The following is a 19470-nucleotide window of genomic DNA, read 5'->3' as shown; positions in this document are numbered from 1 at the left end:
CCGCAGCGCTGTTGGTGCGATCAGGCGCAACGATAACACGTGAATTTTCCTCAGCGCCAGCGCGGCGGCCCGAAAACCGATACTTTGGGCGGGTCGCTGAAGGCCCGAACCATCAACGAAGTGGAGTTTCCGGTGAAATTGTCCCGCCTGACCTATAAGTTCCTGCGACGCTCCCGGGGCCGGGTGTACGCCATGCGGGCCCTGGGCGTGCAAATCGGGAGCGGCTGCCGAATTCTCAGTGACATCGCCACGACCGAGCCGTGGCTCATCTCGATCGGCGACCGAGTGACGATCAGCTCCGCGGTGACGTTCATCACCCACGACGGTTCCGGCTGGCTCTACCGCGACGAGCGGGGTCGTCGCTACCGGTTTGCGCCGATTCGAGTGGGCTCCGACGTGTTTATTGGTGCCGGTGTCACCGTGCTGCCGGGCGTTCGAATTGGGGACCGGTGCGTCGTCGGAGCCGGCTCGGTGGTCACCGCGTCGGTTCCGGACGGCACCATCGTGGCCGGTGTTCCGGCCCGGCCGATCAAGGAATGGCCTGAGTTCCACGCGGCGCTCGCTGAATGGCCGGCAGAGGCCGACATGGTCGGCCCGACCTACCGTGAGCGGGTCGACTCGATCGCCGAGGGGTTTCTGGTCAACATGCGGGCGTGGCCGCGGCCTTGATGAACCCGGCGCTCTGGTAGACGAGCTGGTAGGCCCATTTCAGCGGATCCATCGGCTGTCGGGCACCGATCACCGCGAGTGACCCCGCGTAGCATCGGCTGATCTGCAGCCGGGCCCGACTCACGTGATAGCTCGACGTGACCACGATCACCCGGTTCCAGCCCTGTTCTCTCGCGAACGCGGCAATGGCCTCCGCTTCACCTCGGGTCGTGGTCGGGTGCGGGTCGAAGCACTCCACCTCGATCGTCGTGCTCGGCACGGGCACGGGGCGTGCGCACAAATTTGCCGGGCGGGTGTCGCCGCCGAACGCATCCGAAATGAGGATGCGTCCGCTGTAACCGGCCTTGGCGAGGTCGACGGCCTTGGCCACCACGGCGGCGCTTCCGAGTCCACCGAGTACGACGATGGCGTCGGCGGGAACGGGCGGGTCTTCACGCGGAAACATCACCGTTCGGGTCGTGACGGCCAACAGGCCGACGGACAGCAGCACCAGGCCGGTGAGCGCCAGGAGCGCGCGCTGCCGGCAGCGCGATCGGCTCACTCGCTGCGCGGGCGCATCCGCTCTGCCGGTTCTGCCTGCCCTGCCGATGTCACCCCCGGCGCGCGCCCGGCGAACCAGGTCGGAACGATGAACCCGTATCGAAGTACCGGCAGGTCGCGCACGAGGCGCCAAAACAGCAGTGAGGCGGCGACGGCCCCGCCGGCGACGAGCACGGGCAACACGGGGCCGAGCCGGTCGAGCCAGGCCTCGCCGCGGTATAGCAGCAGCAGGCTGGTCAGGGCCGAGACGAATAGAACGTGCCCGACATAGATCGGCAGGGTATTGCGACCGACGTAGGCCAGCCACCCCATTGCCCGAGAGTCGACCAGGAATCGGGCCACAAGCAGGCCGGCGCCGAGGGCGAGCAGACTGACCAGCACCAGGGTGCCGGTGATGAACGGCACCCGCGCATCGACCGTGAGAATGACGCCGGCCAGCGCGAGGAAGGCCGCGCCGAACCCCAGGCCCAGCCCCAGGGCGCCGAAGCGGCTGGGGCGGTTCACGAAGGCGATGATCCACTCGCGCAGGTAACAGCCGAGCAGAAAGAACACGAAGTAGCGGCCGATGCCATTCCAGGCGATGTTGCCGGTGTCGGCGCGGGCGAAGAACAGCACCGACAGCACGGCGGCGCCGCCGATCTGCACCCGCCAGTCGATGCGGCCCCGCATGAGCTTGGCGGCCACGAAGAACAGGGCGAGGGCGTAGAGAAACCACAGGCCGTTGCTGGGGCGCACCGGGGCGAGCAGCAGGTCGATCGGGTTGGTCTCGTCGAAGCCGGCCGGGTTGGGCAGCAGCGAGAAATACCCGAAGCGGATGACCGTCCAGACCAGCAGCGCCCAGACCAGCAGACTCAGTCGGGTACGCCAGAGGGTGGGCCAGGTGCGGGTGATCACCGAGGCGGCGAACAGTCCGGAGGCGAGGAAGAACAGGGGCATGCGAAACACGATGAAGACGAGGTTGATCTTGTTCCACAGCTCGGGAGCGAGACCGCTGAGCACGGTCCACTGCACCGCGTGCGCGAGGGCAACGAGCAGAATGGCGATGCCTTTGGCGCCATCAACCCAGTCGACCCGCGTCTGGTTCGCTACACCGACCACTGCACTAGACGGACCACTGCGCGAAGGTCTTCATCATGTCGGTGTGGGCGAATCCCGGCGTCTCATGGGCGAGCGTGTGATACATCACCTGGGCGTCGGCGGCGACCGGCGTGATCTTATTGATCAGGGCGAGTCCGTTCTTGCTCGGAATGACCACATTATCGGGGTGGGCGTCATCGGAGACGAGTACCTTGACCCGGCTGTTGGTCCACGGCGTCGCGCTGATGCGCGCCGGGTTGGTGCCCTTGAGCAGGGTGAGGTTGTTGTTGTAGGCATCGCCGACGTGCGCCTGGTTCTGGGTGTCGTAGGCGTAGAGCCACTCGTTGTCGTAGAGGGCGTTGACCATGTACAGGCCGCGAATGTAAGGGATGAGCTTCTTGCCGTAGGTGTAGCAGGCCAGTGATCCGCCGAAGGACGTAGCCCGCAGAAAATTGCGGCGCACGGTGTAGAGCGAGTTCAGGTAGGTCCAGGCGTTCTTCTGAGCATTGGTGGCGATGGAATTGGTGTACTGGGTGCCGCCGGCGTTGATGCAGATGGCGATGGAGTTCTGGTCGACGACGAGCTCACCGGGGTACTTGAAGCCACCGTTGAGGGCGTTGTGCGAGCTGGAGGCCGCGTGGTAGAACCACACCGCCCCCACCGAAGCGGTGGAATTGCGTGAAATTGTCTGCGGAATGAACAGGCGGGCACGATCACCGCCGATGTCCACTTCGATGTTGTCGTAGAGCTTCTTTCCCTTCTGGGTGAGCACATTCGACAGGCGCGACACCTCTCCGGGTAGCTTCGGAGCGGTGGCAGCGAAAGTGGCCGGTGCGCCGAGCGCACCGAAACCGAGCGTGGCTGCGCCAGCGGTGGACAAAGTGAGAAACTCTCGACGCTTCATTCTGCCGAAGGTAGCAGAGTGAGTCCTCGAGGTCCAACCCGGGATGTGGCGGGGCTAGGTTTCGTGCGGTGCCGGGCGCGGTCCCGGGGTCAGCCGAAGCACCCCGCCTGCACAGCCAACTCGGCCTACCCGGCGGCGGAAGCCTGGCCGTTGCCGGCGATGCGCTTCGGCAGCGCGAACACCAGCACGAGCGCGAGCACGGCAAACCCGGCACTGACCGCCATCGCCAGGGTGGCGCTGTGCGTGAACGCGATGGCGAGGGCATCCGTTCCGGGGCCGGTCACCGTCAGCGTGCCGAAGAAGACGCTGCCGATCACGGCGATACCGACGGCGCTGCCCACGCGCTGCATGACGCCGACCACGCCGCTCGCTCCGCCGGCTTCGGAGCGCGCGACGGTCGCGACGATGAAGGACACGTTCGGTGCGATGAAGAATCCGCTGCCGAGGCCGGCGATGAACAACGGCGGCAGCAGGTGCCAATTGGTCAGGTCGCCCGGAGTCGTTAGAAGCATGACCAGCCAGATCCAGATCAGGCCGATCGTGACGAAGGCCACGCCGACCACGAGCACCGTGCGCCCGAGCCGTTTGGCCAGCCGGTCGCTTTGGGAGGCGCCGAGAATCGTGCCGATTGCGAACGGAATCGAGACGAGGCCCGACTCGAGCGCGCTGTGACCCAGCCCGGCCTGCCAGAGAATGGAGATCGTAAAGAAGATGCTGGTGAAGGCCGCGAAGTAGACCAGGGCAAGAATGACGCCGCCGGTGAACGCCGGGTGGGAGAACAGGTGCGGAGGCACGAGCGGGCTGCCGTCACGTTTGGCGACATTCACTTCCCAGACGCCGAAGGCAACCACGAGCAGTGCTCCGGCAGCGAGGGTGAGGAAGGTCCACAGCGGCCAGCCCTGATCCTCGCCCTCGATGAGCGGCACCAGGAGTGCGACCAGGCCGGCGGAGATGAGCAGGAGGCCGAGCCAGTCGATGCCCGCCCGCGAGACCTGCGCCTTCTGGGGGAGCGCGGCCCCGCTGGGCAGCAGGAAGACGGTGGTCACGAGTGCGAGAACGCCGATCGGCAGGTTCACCCAGAACACCAGGCGCCAGCCGTTCGGGGCCCCGAAAGCCTCGATGATGAGCCCGCCGACGATGGGGCCGAGCGCGGTGGAGACGCCGATGACCGAGCCCATGATCGCGAAAGCCTTGCCGCGGGCCGTGGGCGGGAACATCAGCTGGATGACGGCGGTCACGGCCGGCACGAACATGCCGCCGGCCAGGCCCTGGACGACGCGGGCCACGATGAGCTGCAGGTCGTTCTGCGCGAGCCCACAGGCGAGGCTCGCCATCGTAAACAGGGCCAGGCCGGTGAAGAAGACCCATTTGTGGCCGATGCGGTCGCCGACCCGGCCCGCCGGAATGAGCGCGAGGCCGAAGGCGAGGGCATAGCCGGAGATGATCCACGACAGGGTCGCCTCACTGGCATCGAGGCTGGTGCGAATACTCGGCAGCGCGACGTTCACGATCGTCGTATCGAGCAACGCCATGAACATGCCGGCGAGCAACACGATCAAGGCCTGCCAGGCCCGGCGCGGAACGACGGGTGCTGTGGGGGTGGCGGGCGTGGAAGTCACAGGAGATCCTACAACAAAACCCCCACTCGGCTTGAGTGGGGGTTTCACAGTTGTTCGCGGTGTTGTTGTTATTGCCACTGCTGTCGGGGTAACAGGATTTGAACCTGCGACCTCGTCGTCCCGAACGACGCGCGCTACCAAGCTGCGCCATACCCCGATGGCCCGTGGGCCTCAATCAGTATAGGCGCTCAATGCGTCCCACGACGAATTGAGCGGGCAGTTAGGCCGCGGTCAACGTGAGCAGGGTCGCCTCGGGCGGGCAGGCGAAGCGCACGGGCGCATAAATCGAGGTACCGAGGCCAGCCGAGACGTTCAGAAAAGCGGTGCGCAGGCCGTGGTTCCAGAGGCTCAACCCCTTCACCTGGCGGCGCGGAATATCGCAGTTGGTCACGAGAGCGCCGAAACCGGGCACGCAGACCTGGCCGCCGTGGGTGTGTCCGGCCAGAATCAGCTGGGCGCCGTGATTCACGAAGGAGTTCAGCACGCGTTGGTACGGCGCGTGCGCCACGCCAACGGTGAGCGTTGACCGCGGGGCTGCGGCCTCTTCCGGGTCGGGCCAGACATCGTCGCCGAGCGGATCGTTGGCCCGCAGGTCGTCGATCGCGCGCGTGATCAGATCGAGCCGGTCCCGACCGATGTGCGGGTCGTCGACGCCGAAGAACTCCACGTGGGTATCTTTCAGGTCGAGGGACTCGGCCGCATTGTTGATGTCGGTCCAACCGAGATCGGCGAAGACCCGGCGCAGAGCGTCGGTGTCGAGTTCCTCCCCGCGAATGGTGCGTCGACTCGACGGCCCGCCGAAATAGGTGAACGGGTTCTTGAGCTGCGGTCCCACAAAGTCGTTGGACCCGTTGACGAAGACACCGGGGATGCCGCGGAACGGGGCGAGGGCGTACTCGATGCCCCTGACGCCGTCTTCATGCCCAAGGTTGTCTCCGGTGTCGACCACGAGGTCGGGCTTCAGCGCGGCGAGGCTGCGCACCCACTCCTGCTTGTTCTTCTGCCAGGGCGCCATGTGCAGGTCGGAGAGGTGCAGCACCCGAATGGATGCTGAGCCCGGCGCGAGCACCGGTACGCTCACCTCCCGCAGTGTGAACCGGGTGCGCTCCACGAGCGCACCCCAGGCGAAGGCGGCGAGGCTGAGCGCGCCCGCCGCCGCGAGCGACGTGCCGACGAGCCGTCCGCCCCCGCCGAGGCGGCGAAGGGCGGTCACTCTTTGGGGTTCTTTTCGGTCGCTGCTGGCGCTGGCGCTGGCGCTGTGTATTTGCCGATGACGATGGTCACGGCGTCACCGGGGCGGCCGGCCGTGCCCTCACCAGGCTGAATGGCGACAACCTTGCCGTCTTGCGCCTTGTCGGTCACCGCCTGCTCGAGCTTGGCTACGGTGAAGCTGTAGGGCGCGCCGGTGAGCGTCGTTCGGGCATCCGTTTCGGACTTGCCAATGATCCCGGTGGGGATGGTGACTCCCGTACCGTCGCTCGAGAATGCCGTGATCGTCGCACCGCGAGTGGATGCGGAACCGCCCGCCGGATCCGTGTTGGCCACGGTACCGGCCGGCATCTCCGAGGTCGTCGCACCGCCGTCGACGAAGGAGAATCCGGCCGCCTCGATGGTCGTTTTCGCTTCGGCCATGGACTTGCCGCGCACGTCGGGAACCGGAATGGCGACGGCGTTGATCACGCTCGACGTGGCCTCCGGAAAGGCGTCTCCACCGTACTTGGCGTTGGCGACGCTCATGACTTGGGGCCAAATGAGGTGGCGGACGAGGGACGCCTGGGTTCCGTTGAGCTTGGTGAAGCGCTGGTTTTTAAACGTCCCGCTCACGTTGACCACGCCGACAACGGTGGCGACCTTGCTGCTGGCACCGCTCATCCAGGTGTCTTTGGCGGAGTCGGTGGTTCCAGTCTTGCCGATGATAGGCACCTTGGGCGAGGTGCGCGAGCCCGATGAGGCGGCTGTTCCATTGCCGGTCGTCGTGGTCGCCATGGCGTACTGCATGCCAGCGGCTACCTCCGGCGTGACCGACTGCGTGCACGTCGACTTGGGGATCGGCAGCTCGGCTCCGCCGGAACCGATCATGCTGCGAATGACGATGGGGGTGCAGGTCATGCCGTTGTTGGCGATGCCGGCGAACGCGACGGCCATGGTGAGCGGGGCGACGTAGTTCGTGCCGATGACCGACGACGCGTTCTGGCCGAGGTCGCCGCCGTCGGCCGCGTGCACGTCGAAGGCCTCAGCGGTCTTCTTGATCCCGCACAGGTCGAGCTTCTTGGCCATGCCGATGAAGCCGGTGTTGATCGACCGGGTGGTCGAGTGCAGCGCCGTCTCATTGGAGCCGCCCTCGCCGCCGTCATTGCGCGGGCTGAACCCCGTGCCGTAGTTTTGCGGACCAAGACAGCTGTCCTGGAAAGTTCCCCAGTTCGCTTTGACTCGTGAGTCAACTCGCTCGGTGAGGGCGTGTCCCTCCTTGAGCCACTCGGCCAGTGTGAAGACCTTGTAAGTTGAACCGGGCTGGAAACCGCTGGAACCGCCCGTGGCGCGGTCGGTGTTGTAGTTGATGCTCGTGAAGTTGCTGCCGGCGGGTTGCTCCACCTGGCTGTAATCCTTGTTCTGCGCCATGGCGAGCACCTCACCGGTACCGACCTTGACGCTCGAAACGACCCCGCCGACGTCCCAGCCGGGATACGTCTTGGGAACGTACTTGTTCAGGGAATTCTCGGCGGCACCCTGCAGTTCGAGGTCGAGCGTGGTGTACACGTCGAAGCCGCCGCGTTGGAAGTTCGCGAGGCGGGCTTCAGCATCCGCTCCGAAGGTGGGATCGGACTTCAGAATCTTGGTGACGTAGTCACAGAAGTAGGCGCTGCCTCCGGCGGTCTGGCAGCCGGTGCTCGGCACGGTGATCACGGGCTCGATGGGCGCCGCGATCGCGGCGTCATAGTCAGCCTGCACGATCTTGTCGTACTTGAGCATCTCAGTCAGGATGTAGTCGCGGCGCACCTTGTTCGCCGCATAGCCGTTGGCCGCACCGTTGGTCTCGCTGTCTGGCCGGTCGAGCTGAAACTTGACCGGGTTGTTCACGATCGCGACCAGGCTCGCCGCCTGCGGCAGGGTCAAGGCGAGTGCTGTGGTGTTGAAGTAGTAGTTGGCGGCGGCTTCGATGCCGTAGACCGTTCCGCCATAACCGGCGATGTTGAGGTAGCCGCGAAGAATGTCTGCTTTTTCGTACTTCTTCTCGAGGCCGATCGCGAGGCGCATCTCGCGCAGCTTGCGGTCGGCCGTGGTCTTGGTGGCGTCGTCATAGCAAGACTTCGCCGCGTCGGCGTCGGTCATGACCTCGCATTTTTGAATCAGTACGTTCTTCACATACTGCTGGGTGATGGAGGAGCCACCCCGGGTTTCGCCGCCGGCCAGGGTCTGCACGGCGCCGTTGAAGCTCGACTGGATGTCTACGCCGCCGTGTTCCATGAAACGCGGGTCTTCACCGGCAATCGCGGCGTCCTTCACGAACTGGCTGATCGCGTCGGACGCGACGTCCACCCGGTTCTGCTCGTAGAACGAAGCGAGGAGCACGCGGCTGCCGACCGGATCGTCCGGGTTGCTCGATGCATAGATGTTGCTCTTCTGGGAGAGCTGATCGATGGAGAGATACTCGGGCAGGCTGTCGAACACGTTGATGGTGTTCGTGGCGGCCATGCCGGACAGGGCAACGGCTGGGGCGACGGCGGCGGTCACGAGAATGCCGGCAACGGCACTCATTCCGACGATACCCAGGAGGCCCCCCAGAGCCCCGCTCACGGTTCGATTTTTGGCAGACATAGACTTGAGCGTAAGCGACAAATCTGAATGCCCGCCTCAATAGGAGTCACATGCCCGCCTGGGAATACCTCACAACGCCGTTGATGATCCACAACACGGCCGCCATTTTGAACAACTGGGGCACCGACGGGTGGGAACTCGTGCAGGTTGTCCCCGGCCCAGAAGGCGGTCTCGTTGCCTATCTGAAACGCCCGCTCGCGCCCAAGGAAGAGGCATAATCGTGTCGAAAATCGAAGCACGCCTGGCCGAACTCGGACTGGTACTGCCCAACGTAGTGCCCCCCGTTGCCGCGTACTTGCCCGCCGTGATCAGCAACGGGTTCGTCTACACTGCCGGCCAGCTGCCGATGGTGTCTGGCGCGCTGCCCGCCGCCGGTAAGGTCGGTGACGGCCACGGCCTCGTGCCCGCTGCCGACGCCCAGGAGTACGCCCGCACCTGCGCGCTCAACGGTCTCGCCGCCATCAAGAGCGTGATCGGGTCGCTCGACCGCATCACCCAGGTGGTCAAGGTCACCGGCTTCGTTGCGTCTGACCCGTCGTTCACCGGCCAGCCGACCGTGGTCAACGGCGCCTCCGACGTGCTCGCCCTGATCTTCGGCGACATCGGGCGGCACGCGCGTTCCGCCGTCGGCGTTGCCGTGCTGCCGCTCGATGCCCCGGTCGAGATCGAGTTTGTCGTCGCGTTCGCGTAACCCCGTGCATAACTCCTGCAATTCGGGACGGCCGCGCGGAGCATCCGCTGAAAATCAAGGCTCTCGCTGAGCCGGGCCACGAATTGCAGGAGTTATGCGCAATTGTGAGAAGAAACAGCTGAGGCCGCTCCCTTCCGGGAACGGCCTCAACTCTTATTCGGCTGGCTACTTCTTCATCTGCGACGTGATGGTGTTCATCACCATGGTGTCGGCGAGGGTCGTCACGTCGCCGACGTCGCGCCCTTCGGCTGCGTCGCGCAGCAGGCGGCGCATGATCTTGCCCGAGCGGGTCTTCGGCAGTTCGTCGACGATGTAGATGTCGCGCGGGCGGGCGATGGCACCGATCTGCTGGGCCACGTGCGCCCGCAGAATGCCCACGATGTCTTCGTGGGAGGCGATCTCGGCCTGGCTGAACTTGATCACCACGAACGCGACGACGGCCTGACCGGTCGTCTCGTCGGCGGCCCCGACCACGGCAGCCTCAGCCGTGAGCGAGTGGGCCACAAGGGACGACTCGATCTCAGCGGTGGACAGACGGTGGCCCGACACGTTCATGACGTCGTCGACGCGGCCGAGCAGCCAGATGTCACCGTCGTGGTCGAGACGAGCGCCGTCGCCGGCGAAGTACAGCGGGCCGTCTTTCGCGCCGGTGGTGCCCTCGAACTTGTCCCAGTAGGTCTCCTTGAAGCGCTCTGGGTCGCCCCAGATGCCGCGGAGCATGGCCGGCCAGGGCTGCGTGACCACGAGGAGCCCGCCGTTGCCGTGGCCGACATGCTGGCCGTCGTCGTCGAGCACATCGATGGTGATGCCCGGCACCGGAACCTGAGCGGCACCCGGCTTCGTCTCGGTGAGACCGGCGAGGGCCGAAACCATGATCGATCCGGTCTCGGTCTGCCACCAGGTGTCGACGATCGGCGTCAGGTTACCGCCAATGACCTCGCGGTACCACATCCACGCCTCGGGGTTGATGGGCTCGCCCACCGAGCCGAGCACGCGCAGGCTCGACAGATCGAACTTCTGCGGAATCTGCCGGCCGAGCTTCATGAAAGTACGAATGGCCGTCGGCGCTGTATACAGAATCGAGACCTTGTACTTCTCGATGATTTCCCACCAGCGGCCGGTGTGCGGGGAATCGGGGGTGCCCTCGTAGAGCACCTGGGTCGCACCGTTGGCAAGCGGTCCGTAGACCACGTAGCTGTGTCCGGTGATCCAGCCGACGTCGGCGGTGCACCAGTAGACATCCGTTTCGGGCTTGAGGTCGAAGACGTTCTGGTGGGTGAAAGCGTTCTGCGTCAGGTAGCCGCCGCTGGTGTGCAGGATGCCCTTGGGCGCGCCGGTCGTGCCCGATGTATACAGAATGAAGAGCGGGTTCTCGGCCGGGAAAGCCTGCGCCTCGTGCTCGCGTGATGCGGTCTCCATAGCGTCGGACCACCAGATGTCGCGGTCATTCCACTGCACGTCCTGGCCGGTGCGCTTGACCACGAGCACGTTTTTCACCGAGGAGTCATTGCTCTGCAGGGCGGCGTCCACGGCCGGCTTCAGGGCGCTGATCTTGCCCTTGCGATAGCCGCCATCGGCCGTGATAACGAGCACGGCATTGGCGTCGTCGATGCGCGAGCGCAGGCTCTCCGCGCTGAACCCACCGAAGATGACGGAGTGCACGGCGCCGATGCGGGCGACGGCGAGCATGGAGATAACGGCCTCGGGAATCATCGGCAGGTAGACGGCTACGCGGTCACCGGCCGTGACGCCGAGCCCGAGCAGCACGTTGGCGGCCTTTTTGACCTCGGTGGTCAGTTCGGCGTAGGTATAGCTGCGCGAATCACCGGGCTCACCCTCGAAGTAGAGCGCGACGCGGTCGCCGTTGCCGGCGAGAACGTGGCGATCGAGGCAGTTGTAGGCGACATTGAGTTCGCCGTCTTCGAACCACTTCGCGAACGGCGGGTTGGTCCAGTCAAGGGTCTTGGTGAATGGCTTGTGCCAATGCAACAGATTACGGGCCTGATCAGCCCAAAAGGTGGCGGGGTCCTTCTGGGCCTCGGTGTACAGGCCTGGTGTCGCTGCTGTCTGTGCGGCGAACTCGGGAGTGGGCGCGAATCGACGCGATTCGTGCAGGAGGGTGTCAATTTTAACCGTCATATGTGTAATTCGCTCCTTTGCGTTACGTGCATGCAGGACATTGCCAGCTCACCTGAACCCTACCGGTTCCGGGTCAATCTCTGTATACACAACCGAAATACTGAGAAACGGGGCCCCTGTTTCAGGGGCATTTTTTACCCCCCGGCCGAGTGTCCTCTCAAATGAGGACATTGGACTTGCAATTTGAGCGCGGCTGCGTAAACTGAAATACGTCTGAACGAAAGTTTTGACCAGCATCGCGTACGGTTCCCCCCAATCTGCGTGGTGCTAGGCGGCACCTGTTCCCCCCAATAGGTGCCGCCCCTTCTGTTTAACGCGCCTCCTCCCCAAGCCTGAGGCCCCGCAGGCTGTCCACAGAATCTGCGGCAGCCGCCGGCGCGAGGTCGCGGGGCCCTAGCGTCGAAGCATGGGTCAGCCCTTCGTTGCCGTTCCCTCCTACGCTGTTCCGGCCGTGGCGCCGTGGGCAGATCCTGGCACGCCGACGTTCGTCGGTGCGAAATCTGCTGTGTCGCCGCCCGCGAACGCCGCTCGGCATAGCACGGCCACCAGGCCTGCCGCTGAACCGACTACGGTCGGCGATCACCGCCTGAACGTGCGCGCGCTCGGACCGCTGGCCAGCTACGCCGCACACCCCGAAACCACGGACCTGTTCGTCAACGGCGACTCCGGGCTGTGGATCGATGCCGGGCAGGGCCTCGCCTTCGCGCCCGCGTGGCAACTCGGTGAGGCCGCAGTGCGGGAGTTGGCTGTGCGGCTGATCGCCCTCGGCGGTCGGCACATCGATGAGGCGAGCCCGTGCGTCGACGTTCGTCTGGCCGACGGTATCCGGGTGCATGCTGTGCTGCCGCCGGTGTCGAGTACGGGAACGCTGCTCTCGATTCGGCTGCCGCACGCCGCAGACCGCAGCCTCGGTGCGCTCGCTGATGCTGGCTTGTTCGGCGTGGGGGAGGCATCCGCTGCCCGGCTGAGCCGTCTGCGTGCTGCGGTGCGAGGCCGTCAGAACCTGCTCATCACCGGTGCCGCCGGGAGTGGAAAGACGACCCTGCTGGCCGCGCTGCTCGGTGAAGCGCCGTCCGACGAGCGCATTGTCGCGATCGAAGATGTGGCCGAGCTGCGCATCCGGCATCCGCACGTGGTCGCGCTGGAAGCCCGGCAGGCCAATCTGGAGGGAGCGGGGCGCATCGGCCTGGAGGCGCTGTTGCGAGAGGCGCTGCGCATGCGCCCGGATCGGCTCGTTCTGGGGGAGTGCCGCGGTTCTGAGATTCGTGAGTTGCTCGCCGCCCTCAATACCGGGCACGACGGGGGAGCCGGCACGCTGCACGCGAATTCGCTCGAAGATGTTCCGGCCCGGTTGGAAGCGCTCGGTGCGCTTGCCGGGATGAGCGCCGCGGCCGTGGCCCGGCAGACGGTGAGCGCGATCGGGCTGGTGCTGCACCTGGAACGCACCGACGGGGTGCGACGGCTCGACGCGGTGGGCCGGTTCACCCTTAATGGCCGTGACCGGCTGTCGATCGAGGCGGTCTGATGTCGGCTGAAGCGGTGCCGCCGATCGAGGAAGTCGCGGCGGTCACGCAGCGGCTCGCGGTGTTGCTGTCGGCCGGCGTCTCCCCGGTGTCGGCCTGGGGGTATTTGTTGCCGGCCCGAAATGCGCCGTCCGGTTCGGGTGCCGAGCCGATTACGGCCGGGCGGAGGTACAGCCGACCGCCGGCCAGCCGGGCTGATTCGGCGACCACGGGCATCCTGCGGGCTGCAGCCCGAGCAGCGACCCGCGGCGAGAGTGTGGCCGACGCGATCGCCGGCCAGGCGCACCGGCAAGCGCGGGATCACCCGCCGACTGGTGGCGATCGGCGCGGGCCGGCGTCGGCCCGCGCCGGCCGAAGGGGAGAGGGGGCGGGGCAGGCCGAGCGCGCGTGGCTCGGACTCGCCGCGGCCTGGCAGGTGGCGACCCAGGCGGGTGCGCCGCTCGCCGGATGCCTGCGAGAGCTCGCCGCGTCGCTGCGCGAACTCGCCCAGGTGCAGCGCGACCTGGAGGTGGCCTTGGCCGCCCCGCGAGCGACGGCCCGGCTGGTCATGGTGCTGCCGGTGATCGGCGTTCTCTTCGGCAGCCTGATGGGTTTCGACTCCCTGCGCACCCTGTTTGCGACCGTGCCGGGGCTGGTCTGCCTCGCTGGCGGCGCGCTCTTGATGCTCGCCGCCGCGTGGTGGAGCCGCGCGCTCGTGCGCCGGGCCGCCCCGACAGAGCTGACGCCCGGGCTGCGCTTGGAGCTCATGGCGATTGCCATGTCCGGCGGCGGGTCGGTCGACCGTTCGCGGGCCCTGGTGCAGGCCGCGGCAGGGCGTTACGGCATCGCATCCGATTCCCACGTCGATCCCATTGATCGGGTGCTCGACCTGTCGATGCGCGCGGGGGTCCCCGCCGCGGAATTGCTGCGCAGCGAGGCCGAACAACTGCGTCGCGATGCCCGCAGTGCTGGGCAGCGCCGGGCCGCGACGCTCTCGGTGACGCTGATGCTGCCGCTCGGCCTGTGCGTGCTGCCCGCGTTCATGCTCGTCGGGGTGGTGCCGCTGCTGATCAGCGTGCTGTCCTCCACCCTGACGACGTTCTGAACCTATCCACAGATGGGCGAATGCCGCGGCGCGGACGATCCGACGGGAGCAGAGTGAACGTGCTCGTGCCGCCCAACCCGCGTCGATGGACGCCGAAGGAGACGAGTCTGTGTATACAAAGATGGCTGTGCCAGCAGCGCTGGCAGAAACTGCAGCGCCGGTGAGACCCGCAGTTCTTGCTGAAGCGGCCGCGCCCGGCCGCGCTGCGCTGAGACGTCTGGCCGACGAGACCGGAGCCGCGACCGCGGAATACGTTGTGGCCACCATGGCCGCGGTCGGATTCGCCGGGCTGCTTATTGTCATCCTGCGCAGCGACGAAGTGCGGGGAATACTCACCGACCTGGTGCGACGTGCCCTCAGCATCGGGTAGCCGGAGTCTTGGGGGGCTTCGGAGTCGCTGGGGCCTTCGAGGCACTCGGGGCTCTCGGGGCAGCACGACGGCAGAATTCGCCACGGCGCTGCCGGCCGTCGTGCTCGTTCTGGCCTGTTGCCTCGGTGCCGTTCAGGTGGTCGGAGTGCAGGTGCGGTTGACGGATGCCGCCGCCAGCGCCGCGCGTGCGCTCGCCCGCGGGGATAGCACTGGGCGAGCCGCCGGGCTCGTGCACAGTGCGGTAGTGGGGGCGAGCCTGTCGTCGGATCGTCGCGGGGAGTTCGTCTGTGCCCGAGCCACTGCGCAGGGGCTGCCGGGAATATTCGTGGGCCTGACCCTCGAAGCGCACTCCTGCGCCCTGGCCGGCGGCTTATGAGAGGCAGCGCCGAGGGCCGACCTGCCGAGCGCGGGGCGGGGTCGATCCTTGCCCTCGCGGTGCTCGCGGGCACCGTACTGCTGACGACCCTGATCGTGTCGATCCTCGGGCTGCTCGCCGTCGGCCGGTCCGTCGCGAATGCGGCCGACGCGGCGGCACTCGCTGCTGCCGACACCGCATCCGGGGCGATCGCTGGCTACCCCTGCGCGGCAGCGGATGCCGCGGCGACGCTGAATGAGACGGCCGTCACGCACTGTACGGTGACGGGGCTGATCGCATCCGTTTCGGTGCGGCGTCGGGTGCACGGCATCGACATCTCGGCGAGTGCCCGGGCCGGGCCGCCGTCGGGCGACCCGGGCGGGTGAACTGACCGGGTAAGCCGGGCGCGAGCTAGGAGAGGAGCACCTCGAGGTAGCGGTACTCGACCGCGCTCGGGCGGCCCGGGGAGTCAGAACCCTCGAACTCGAGGCCGGCGCCGCGCGCGTAGAGATAGCGCTTGCCGGAATCGGCCGGAATCTCGATGCGGGGCTGCGGATCACCCGAATCGAGAAAGGTTGTCGTGATTGTCTTGCCCTGAAGGGGCCCATCCGTCAACTTCGCGGTGTATGTGGCCGTCATTGTACCCATGGGTCTATTCTGCACTTGGGTGGGCAAACAGCAAGGGTTTGGGATTGTTGTCGTGCATGCCCAGAGCGAACTGGGCGACGGCTGGGAGTGCCGTGTGTGCGAGCGGGACGCGCCGAGGAGCGCCTGTCGATTAGGCGCGCACTCCATTCCGGTGTGTATGGTGTGCCTTGGCCCATCATGTGGCCACTACGTATAAAGAGGAGTCTGGTGCCAGGCACTAAGAAGCTGGTCATTGTTGAATCACCGACCAAGATGAAGTCGATTGCCGCGTATCTCGGCGACGGCTATGAAGTTTTGTCTTCGGTCGGTCACATTCGCGATCTGATCGAGCCGAAAAACCTGCCGCCCGAGCTCAAGAAGGGTGCTCTCGGCCGGTTCTCGGTCGATGTCGACAACGGTTTCGAGCCGTACTACGTCGTGAGCGACGCCAAGAAGAAGACGGTCAGCGAGCTCAAGCGGGCCCTCAAGAATGCGAACGAACTCTTGCTCGCAACTGATGAGGACCGCGAGGGCGAGGCCATTGCCTGGCACCTGCTGCAGGTTTTGCAGCCCAAAGTCCCGGTCAAGCGCATGGTGTTCCACGAGATCACCAAGGATGCCATCCTCGCCGCCAAGGACAATACCCGCGACCTCGACACCGCCCTCGTCGACGCGCAGGAGACCCGGCGCATCCTTGACCGCATCTACGGCTACGAGATTTCCCCGGTGCTGTGGCGCAAGGTCGGCCCCGGCCTCTCCGCCGGCCGCGTGCAGAGCGCTGCGACCCGCCTCGTCGTCGACCGGGAGAAGGAACGCCTCGCGTTCGTCTCCGCCGGCTACTGGGACCTGCTGGCGCGACTGGCGGCATCCGCTTCACAAACCGACCAGGCCTTCGACGCGAAGCTCGTGCGCCTCAACGGTGAGCGCATTGCCACCGGTGGCGACTTCGACGATTCCGGTGCGCTCAAGCCCACCGTGAAGGCCGTCACCCTCGACGCCGATGCCGCGCACGCGCTGACGACCGCGCTGCAGACCCCCGGCGTGAAGCTCGAGGTCACCAAGGTCACCTCCAAGCCGTACCGTCGCAGCCCCGCCGCGCCGTTCACGACCTCGACCCTGCAGCAGGAAGCGGCGCGCAAGCTGCGCTTCACCGCCCGCCAGACCATGAGTGTCGCCCAGTCGTTGTACGAAAACGGGTACATCACTTATATGCGTACCGACTCGCCATCGCTCGGGCAACAGGCCCTCACGGCCGCCCGCACCCAGGCCGCGGCGCTGTACGGGGCCGAGACGGTTCCGGATGCCCCGCGCGCCTACAAGGGCAAGAGCAAGAACGCGCAGGAAGCGCACGAGGCCATTCGCCCCTCCGGCGACACCTTCCGCACCCCGGCCTCGCTCGCGTCGAGCCTGCGCGGCAATGACTTCAAGCTCTACGACCTGATCTGGAAGCGCACCGTCGCCTCGCAGATGAAGGACGCCACCGGTTCGACCGCCTCCGTGACGATCGCGGCCGGTCCGACCGGCACGTCGGAGCACCCTTCGGCGTCGGGCGCGCTCGCTGAATTCGGAGCCAGTGGAACGGTCATCACGTTCCGCGGTTTCATGCTCGCCTACGAAGAGTCGAAGGACGAGGAGCGCAACGCGGAGGCCGTAGCGACCGAGTCCAAGCTGCCCCCGCTCGAAGAGGGCCAGAGCCTGGCCCTGCTCGATCTTGAAGCCAAGGGGCACGAGACCACCCCGGCCGCCCGCTACACCGAGGCCAGCCTGGTCAAGAAGCTCGAAGAGCTCGGCATCGGTCGTCCGTCGACGTTCGCCTCGATCATTTCGACCATCACCGAGCGCGGCTACGTCACGCCGCGCGGCCAGTCGCTCGTCCCCAACTGGATCGCGTTCTCGGTCGTGCGCCTGCTTGAAGAGTTCTTCGGCGACCTGGTCGAATACGACTTCACCGCCGAGATGGAGGACGACCTCGACCGCATCGCCGGCGGCGAAGCCAACCGTCTGGACTGGCTCAACAGCTTCTACTTCGGCAGCGACAAGCACCGCGGCCTGCGCCAGGTCATCGACAACCTCGGCGAGATCGACCCGCGCGTGATCAACTCGGTCACCATCAGCGACGACATCACCCTGCGCATCGGCAAGTACGGCCCCTACCTCGAGGTCATCGACCCCGACGCTGCAGCGGATGCCCCGCCCCGCCGCGTGAACATCCCACCGGAACTCGCCCCCGACGAACTGACCGCGACCAAGGCCCGTGAGCTTATCGACGCCCCGGTCGTCACCGACCGCGTGATCGGCCTCAACCCGGACAACGGCAAGGAGGTCGTCGCGAAGGACGGTCGATTCGGGCCATACGTCACCGAGCTCGCGCCGGCACCGGTCGAACCCGTTGTTGCTGCCGTCGTGGCCGCTCCGGTCGAAACCGTTGACTCCGTCACCGGCGAGGTCACTAGTTCTACCGCAGCATTGGCCAAGCCGAAGCGCAAGCCGGCCGCGAAAAAGGTGGCTGCCGCGGACAAGCCGCGCACAGCATCCATTTTCAAGTCGATGGACCTGGCCACGGTCGACCTCGAAACGGCCCTGCGCCTGCTCGCCCTGCCGCGCGTCGTCGGGCTCGACCCGGAGACCGGCACCGAGATTCTGGCCCAGAACGGCAAATTCGGACCGTACCTGAAGAAGGGCATCGACACCCGGTCGCTCACGAGCGAGGACCAGATCTTCGACATTGACCTGCCGGGCGCGATCGAGCTCTACGCCCAGCCCAAGTACGGTGCTCGCCGGGCCTCGAGCGCCCTCAAGGAATTCGAAGCGCCCGACCCTGAAAGCGGCAAGGCGATCAAGATCAAGGACGGCCGGTTTGGCGCGTACGTGACCGACGGGGTCACCAACGCGACGATTCCCAAGTCGGAGGACATCGAGGAGATCGACTTCGACCGGGCCGTGCAGCTGCTTGCCGACAAGCGGGCCAAGGGTCCGGCCGCACCGCGTAAGAAGGCACCGGCTAAGAAGGCAGCCGTCAAGAAGCCGGCCGTCAAGAAGGCACCTACCGCGGCGGCCAAAGCGGCCACCGCCAAGAAGGCGGCCGCTACTCGGGCCGCGAACGCGGCAGCGAAGGCCGCATTGGCCGGCACACCCGTGCCGGTGAAGAAGCCGGCGGTCAAGAAGCCCGCCGCGAAGAAGCCGGCGGTCAAGAAGCCGGCAGCGAAGACGGCCAGTTCGGCCGCTGAATTCGCTGCCGCGACGATGATCGCGCCGTGACCGGTCTGTTCATTACCCTTGAGGGCGGCGACGGATCGGGCAAGACCACGCAGGCGCTGCTGCTCACCGACTGGCTCGAAGAGCGGGGGCGCACCGTGCTGCGCACCCGCGAGCCCGGCGGAACGGATGTCGGCGTTGAGATTCGACAGATCGTGCTGCACCACCGCGGCGAGGTCGATCCGCGCGCCGAGGCGTTGCTCTACGCCGCCGACCGGGCCCAGCACGTCGGCACCAAGCTGCGGCCGGCCCTCGCCCGCGGGGACGTGATCGTGCAGGACCGCTACCTGGACTCCTCGGTCGCCTACCAGGGCGCCGGACGCGTACTCGGCGCCACGGAGGTGCGCGACCTGTCGCTCTGGGCCGCCGAAGGACTGCTGCCCGACCTGACCGTGCTGCTCGACCTCGACTCGCGCACCGCCCGCGCCCGGCTCGACGCCGACAACAAAGTCTTCGACCGCCTTGAGGCCGAGGCGAACGACTTTCACGCCCGCGTGCGCGATGCGTTCCTTGAATTGGCCGACGCCGAGCCCAACCGGTTCCTGATAGTGGATGCCGCAGCTCCCGCCGACGAGATCGCCGCCATCATTCGGGCACGGGTGGCGCCGCTCCTCTGACCTTCCGGGCCCGGGCCCGGAAACCGGGCCCACCTCTTGCAACCGGGCCCACCTCTTGCAACCGGGCCCATCTTATGAAAGTGGGCCCATGATCAATCATGGGCCCACTTTCCGGGCCCGGGCCCGGTCGGGAGAAGGCCCGCGGAGGACACGGCCTGTCGGCGGGGCGGGTTACCCTTGACTC

The 19470-nt window shown here is 66.5% G+C and carries 18 protein-coding genes and 1 tRNA gene; 10 read left to right on the top strand and 9 right to left on the bottom strand.

Translation table 11 applies throughout. The features are described from left to right. Positions 1-39: 39 nt before the first annotated feature. On the top strand, positions 40-669 hold the full coding sequence (locus tag E3O06_RS18260; RefSeq protein WP_134502885.1) for an acyltransferase: 630 nt from the start codon (positions 40-42) through the stop codon (positions 667-669). On the opposite strand, the gene E3O06_RS08930 is transcribed toward E3O06_RS18260, so the two are convergent. From E3O06_RS08930 to E3O06_RS08900, 7 genes are all read right to left on the bottom strand, one after another. Further along, positions 641-1210 (bottom strand): YdcF family protein, encoded by a 570-nt coding sequence (locus E3O06_RS08930; RefSeq protein WP_134502883.1) that lies wholly within the window; start codon positions 1208-1210, stop codon positions 641-643. The genes E3O06_RS18260 and E3O06_RS08930 overlap by 29 nt on opposite strands. After that, a complete protein-coding gene (locus tag E3O06_RS08925) occupies positions 1207-2307 on the bottom strand; it encodes an acyltransferase family protein (RefSeq protein ID WP_134502881.1) in 1101 nt (366 codons plus the stop codon). Before E3O06_RS08925 ends, E3O06_RS08930 begins: the two co-directional genes overlap by 4 nt. A 4-nt stretch (positions 2308-2311) precedes the next feature. Further along, on the bottom strand, positions 2312-3190 hold the full coding sequence (locus E3O06_RS08920) for a hypothetical protein (protein WP_134502879.1): 879 nt from the start codon (positions 3188-3190) through the stop codon (positions 2312-2314). A gap of 125 nt (positions 3191-3315) precedes the next feature. Continuing rightward, a complete protein-coding gene (locus E3O06_RS08915) occupies positions 3316-4809 on the bottom strand; it encodes an MFS transporter (protein ID WP_241980005.1) in 1494 nt (497 codons plus the stop codon). 83 nt (positions 4810-4892) lie between these two features. Further along, positions 4893-4966, bottom strand: a tRNA-Pro gene (locus E3O06_RS08910). Positions 4967-5029: 63 nt separating this feature from the next. Further along, positions 5030-6022: a metallophosphoesterase gene (locus E3O06_RS08905; protein WP_134502877.1), complete on the bottom strand. Its 993-nt coding sequence runs from the start codon at positions 6020-6022 to the stop codon at positions 5030-5032. After that, positions 6019-8604, bottom strand: a complete 2586-nt coding sequence (locus E3O06_RS08900; protein ID WP_241980004.1) for a transglycosylase domain-containing protein — start codon at positions 8602-8604, stop codon at positions 6019-6021. The genes E3O06_RS08905 and E3O06_RS08900 overlap by 4 nt, the downstream gene beginning before the upstream one ends. A 71-nt stretch (positions 8605-8675) precedes the next feature. On the opposite strand from E3O06_RS08900, the gene E3O06_RS17525 reads away from it, so the two are divergent. Beyond that, positions 8676-8843 (top strand): Sp36 family protein, encoded by a 168-nt coding sequence (locus E3O06_RS17525; RefSeq protein ID WP_166788150.1) that lies wholly within the window; start codon positions 8676-8678, stop codon positions 8841-8843. A gap of 2 nt (positions 8844-8845) precedes the next feature. Then, positions 8846-9316, top strand: coding sequence for a RidA family protein (locus tag E3O06_RS08895; RefSeq protein ID WP_134502872.1), 471 nt, complete (start codon positions 8846-8848; stop codon positions 9314-9316). Positions 9317-9481: 165 nt separating this feature from the next. Here the strand turns inward: E3O06_RS08895 and acs are convergent, their stop codons facing one another. After that, on the bottom strand, positions 9482-11455 hold the full coding sequence (gene acs, locus E3O06_RS08890) for an acetate--CoA ligase (RefSeq protein ID WP_134502869.1): 1974 nt from the start codon (positions 11453-11455) through the stop codon (positions 9482-9484). Positions 11456-11861: 406 nt separating this feature from the next. On the opposite strand from acs, the gene E3O06_RS08885 reads away from it, so the two are divergent. The 5 genes from E3O06_RS08885 (at position 11862) to E3O06_RS08865 (ending at position 15173) form a co-directional block, all read left to right on the top strand. Continuing rightward, entirely contained in the window at positions 11862-12980 is a 1119-nt protein-coding gene (locus E3O06_RS08885) for a TadA family conjugal transfer-associated ATPase (RefSeq protein WP_134502866.1), read from the top strand. Further along, positions 12980-14062, top strand: a complete 1083-nt coding sequence (locus E3O06_RS08880) for a type II secretion system F family protein (RefSeq protein ID WP_134502863.1) — start codon at positions 12980-12982, stop codon at positions 14060-14062. Before E3O06_RS08885 ends, E3O06_RS08880 begins: the two co-directional genes overlap by 1 nt. Positions 14063-14270: 208 nt before the next feature. Then, a complete protein-coding gene (locus E3O06_RS08875) occupies positions 14271-14432 on the top strand; it encodes a DUF4244 domain-containing protein (protein ID WP_241980019.1) in 162 nt (53 codons plus the stop codon). Further along, the gene (locus tag E3O06_RS18255) at positions 14413-14808 is read left to right on the top strand and encodes a TadE family type IV pilus minor pilin (RefSeq protein WP_277612250.1); all 396 of its coding nucleotides are present in this window, start codon (positions 14413-14415) and stop codon (positions 14806-14808) included. Before E3O06_RS08875 ends, E3O06_RS18255 begins: the two co-directional genes overlap by 20 nt. Beyond that, the gene (locus E3O06_RS08865; protein WP_134502860.1) at positions 14805-15173 is read left to right on the top strand and encodes an Rv3654c family TadE-like protein; all 369 of its coding nucleotides are present in this window, start codon (positions 14805-14807) and stop codon (positions 15171-15173) included. The genes E3O06_RS18255 and E3O06_RS08865 overlap by 4 nt, the downstream gene beginning before the upstream one ends. A 25-nt stretch (positions 15174-15198) precedes the next feature. On the opposite strand, the gene E3O06_RS08860 is transcribed toward E3O06_RS08865, so the two are convergent. Then, positions 15199-15435 carry a hypothetical protein gene (locus E3O06_RS08860; protein ID WP_105033547.1) on the bottom strand — a complete coding sequence of 79 codons (237 nt, stop codon included), beginning with the start codon at positions 15433-15435 and terminating at the stop codon, positions 15199-15201. A gap of 207 nt (positions 15436-15642) precedes the next feature. Between E3O06_RS08860 and topA the strand changes: the two genes are divergently transcribed. Beyond that, positions 15643-18672, top strand: a complete 3030-nt coding sequence (topA, locus tag E3O06_RS08855; RefSeq protein ID WP_134502857.1) for a type I DNA topoisomerase — start codon at positions 15643-15645, stop codon at positions 18670-18672. After that, a complete protein-coding gene (gene tmk, locus E3O06_RS08850; protein ID WP_134502853.1) occupies positions 18669-19286 on the top strand; it encodes a dTMP kinase in 618 nt (205 codons plus the stop codon). Before topA ends, tmk begins: the two co-directional genes overlap by 4 nt. The last annotated feature ends 184 nt before the right edge of the window (positions 19287-19470 follow it).

The sequence above is a fragment of the Cryobacterium glaciale genome (genome assembly GCF_004402535.1).
GTDB classification, from domain to species: Bacteria; Actinomycetota; Actinomycetes; order Actinomycetales; family Microbacteriaceae; genus Cryobacterium; species Cryobacterium glaciale.
The sequence above is the reverse complement of the archived record's forward strand: the minus strand, read 5'-3'. Positions and strand labels throughout refer to the sequence as shown.

Excerpts from the sequence above, each read along its gene's own strand:
- E3O06_RS08920 (WP_134502879.1), bottom strand. The coding sequence starts at position 3,190 with ATGAAGCGTCGAGAGTTTCTCACTTTGTCCACCGCTGGCGCAGCCACG.
- E3O06_RS17525 (WP_166788150.1), top strand. The coding sequence starts at position 8,676 with ATGCCCGCCTGGGAATACCTCACAACGCCGTTGATGATCCACAACACG.
- acs (WP_134502869.1), bottom strand. The coding sequence starts at position 11,455 with ATGACGGTTAAAATTGACACCCTCCTGCACGAATCGCGTCGATTCGCG.
- E3O06_RS08885 (WP_134502866.1), top strand. The coding sequence starts at position 11,862 with ATGGGTCAGCCCTTCGTTGCCGTTCCCTCCTACGCTGTTCCGGCCGTG.
- E3O06_RS08880 (WP_134502863.1), top strand. The coding sequence starts at position 12,980 with ATGTCGGCTGAAGCGGTGCCGCCGATCGAGGAAGTCGCGGCGGTCACG.
- E3O06_RS08865 (WP_134502860.1), top strand. The coding sequence starts at position 14,805 with ATGAGAGGCAGCGCCGAGGGCCGACCTGCCGAGCGCGGGGCGGGGTCG.
- E3O06_RS08860 (WP_105033547.1), bottom strand. The coding sequence starts at position 15,435 with ATGGGTACAATGACGGCCACATACACCGCGAAGTTGACGGATGGGCCC.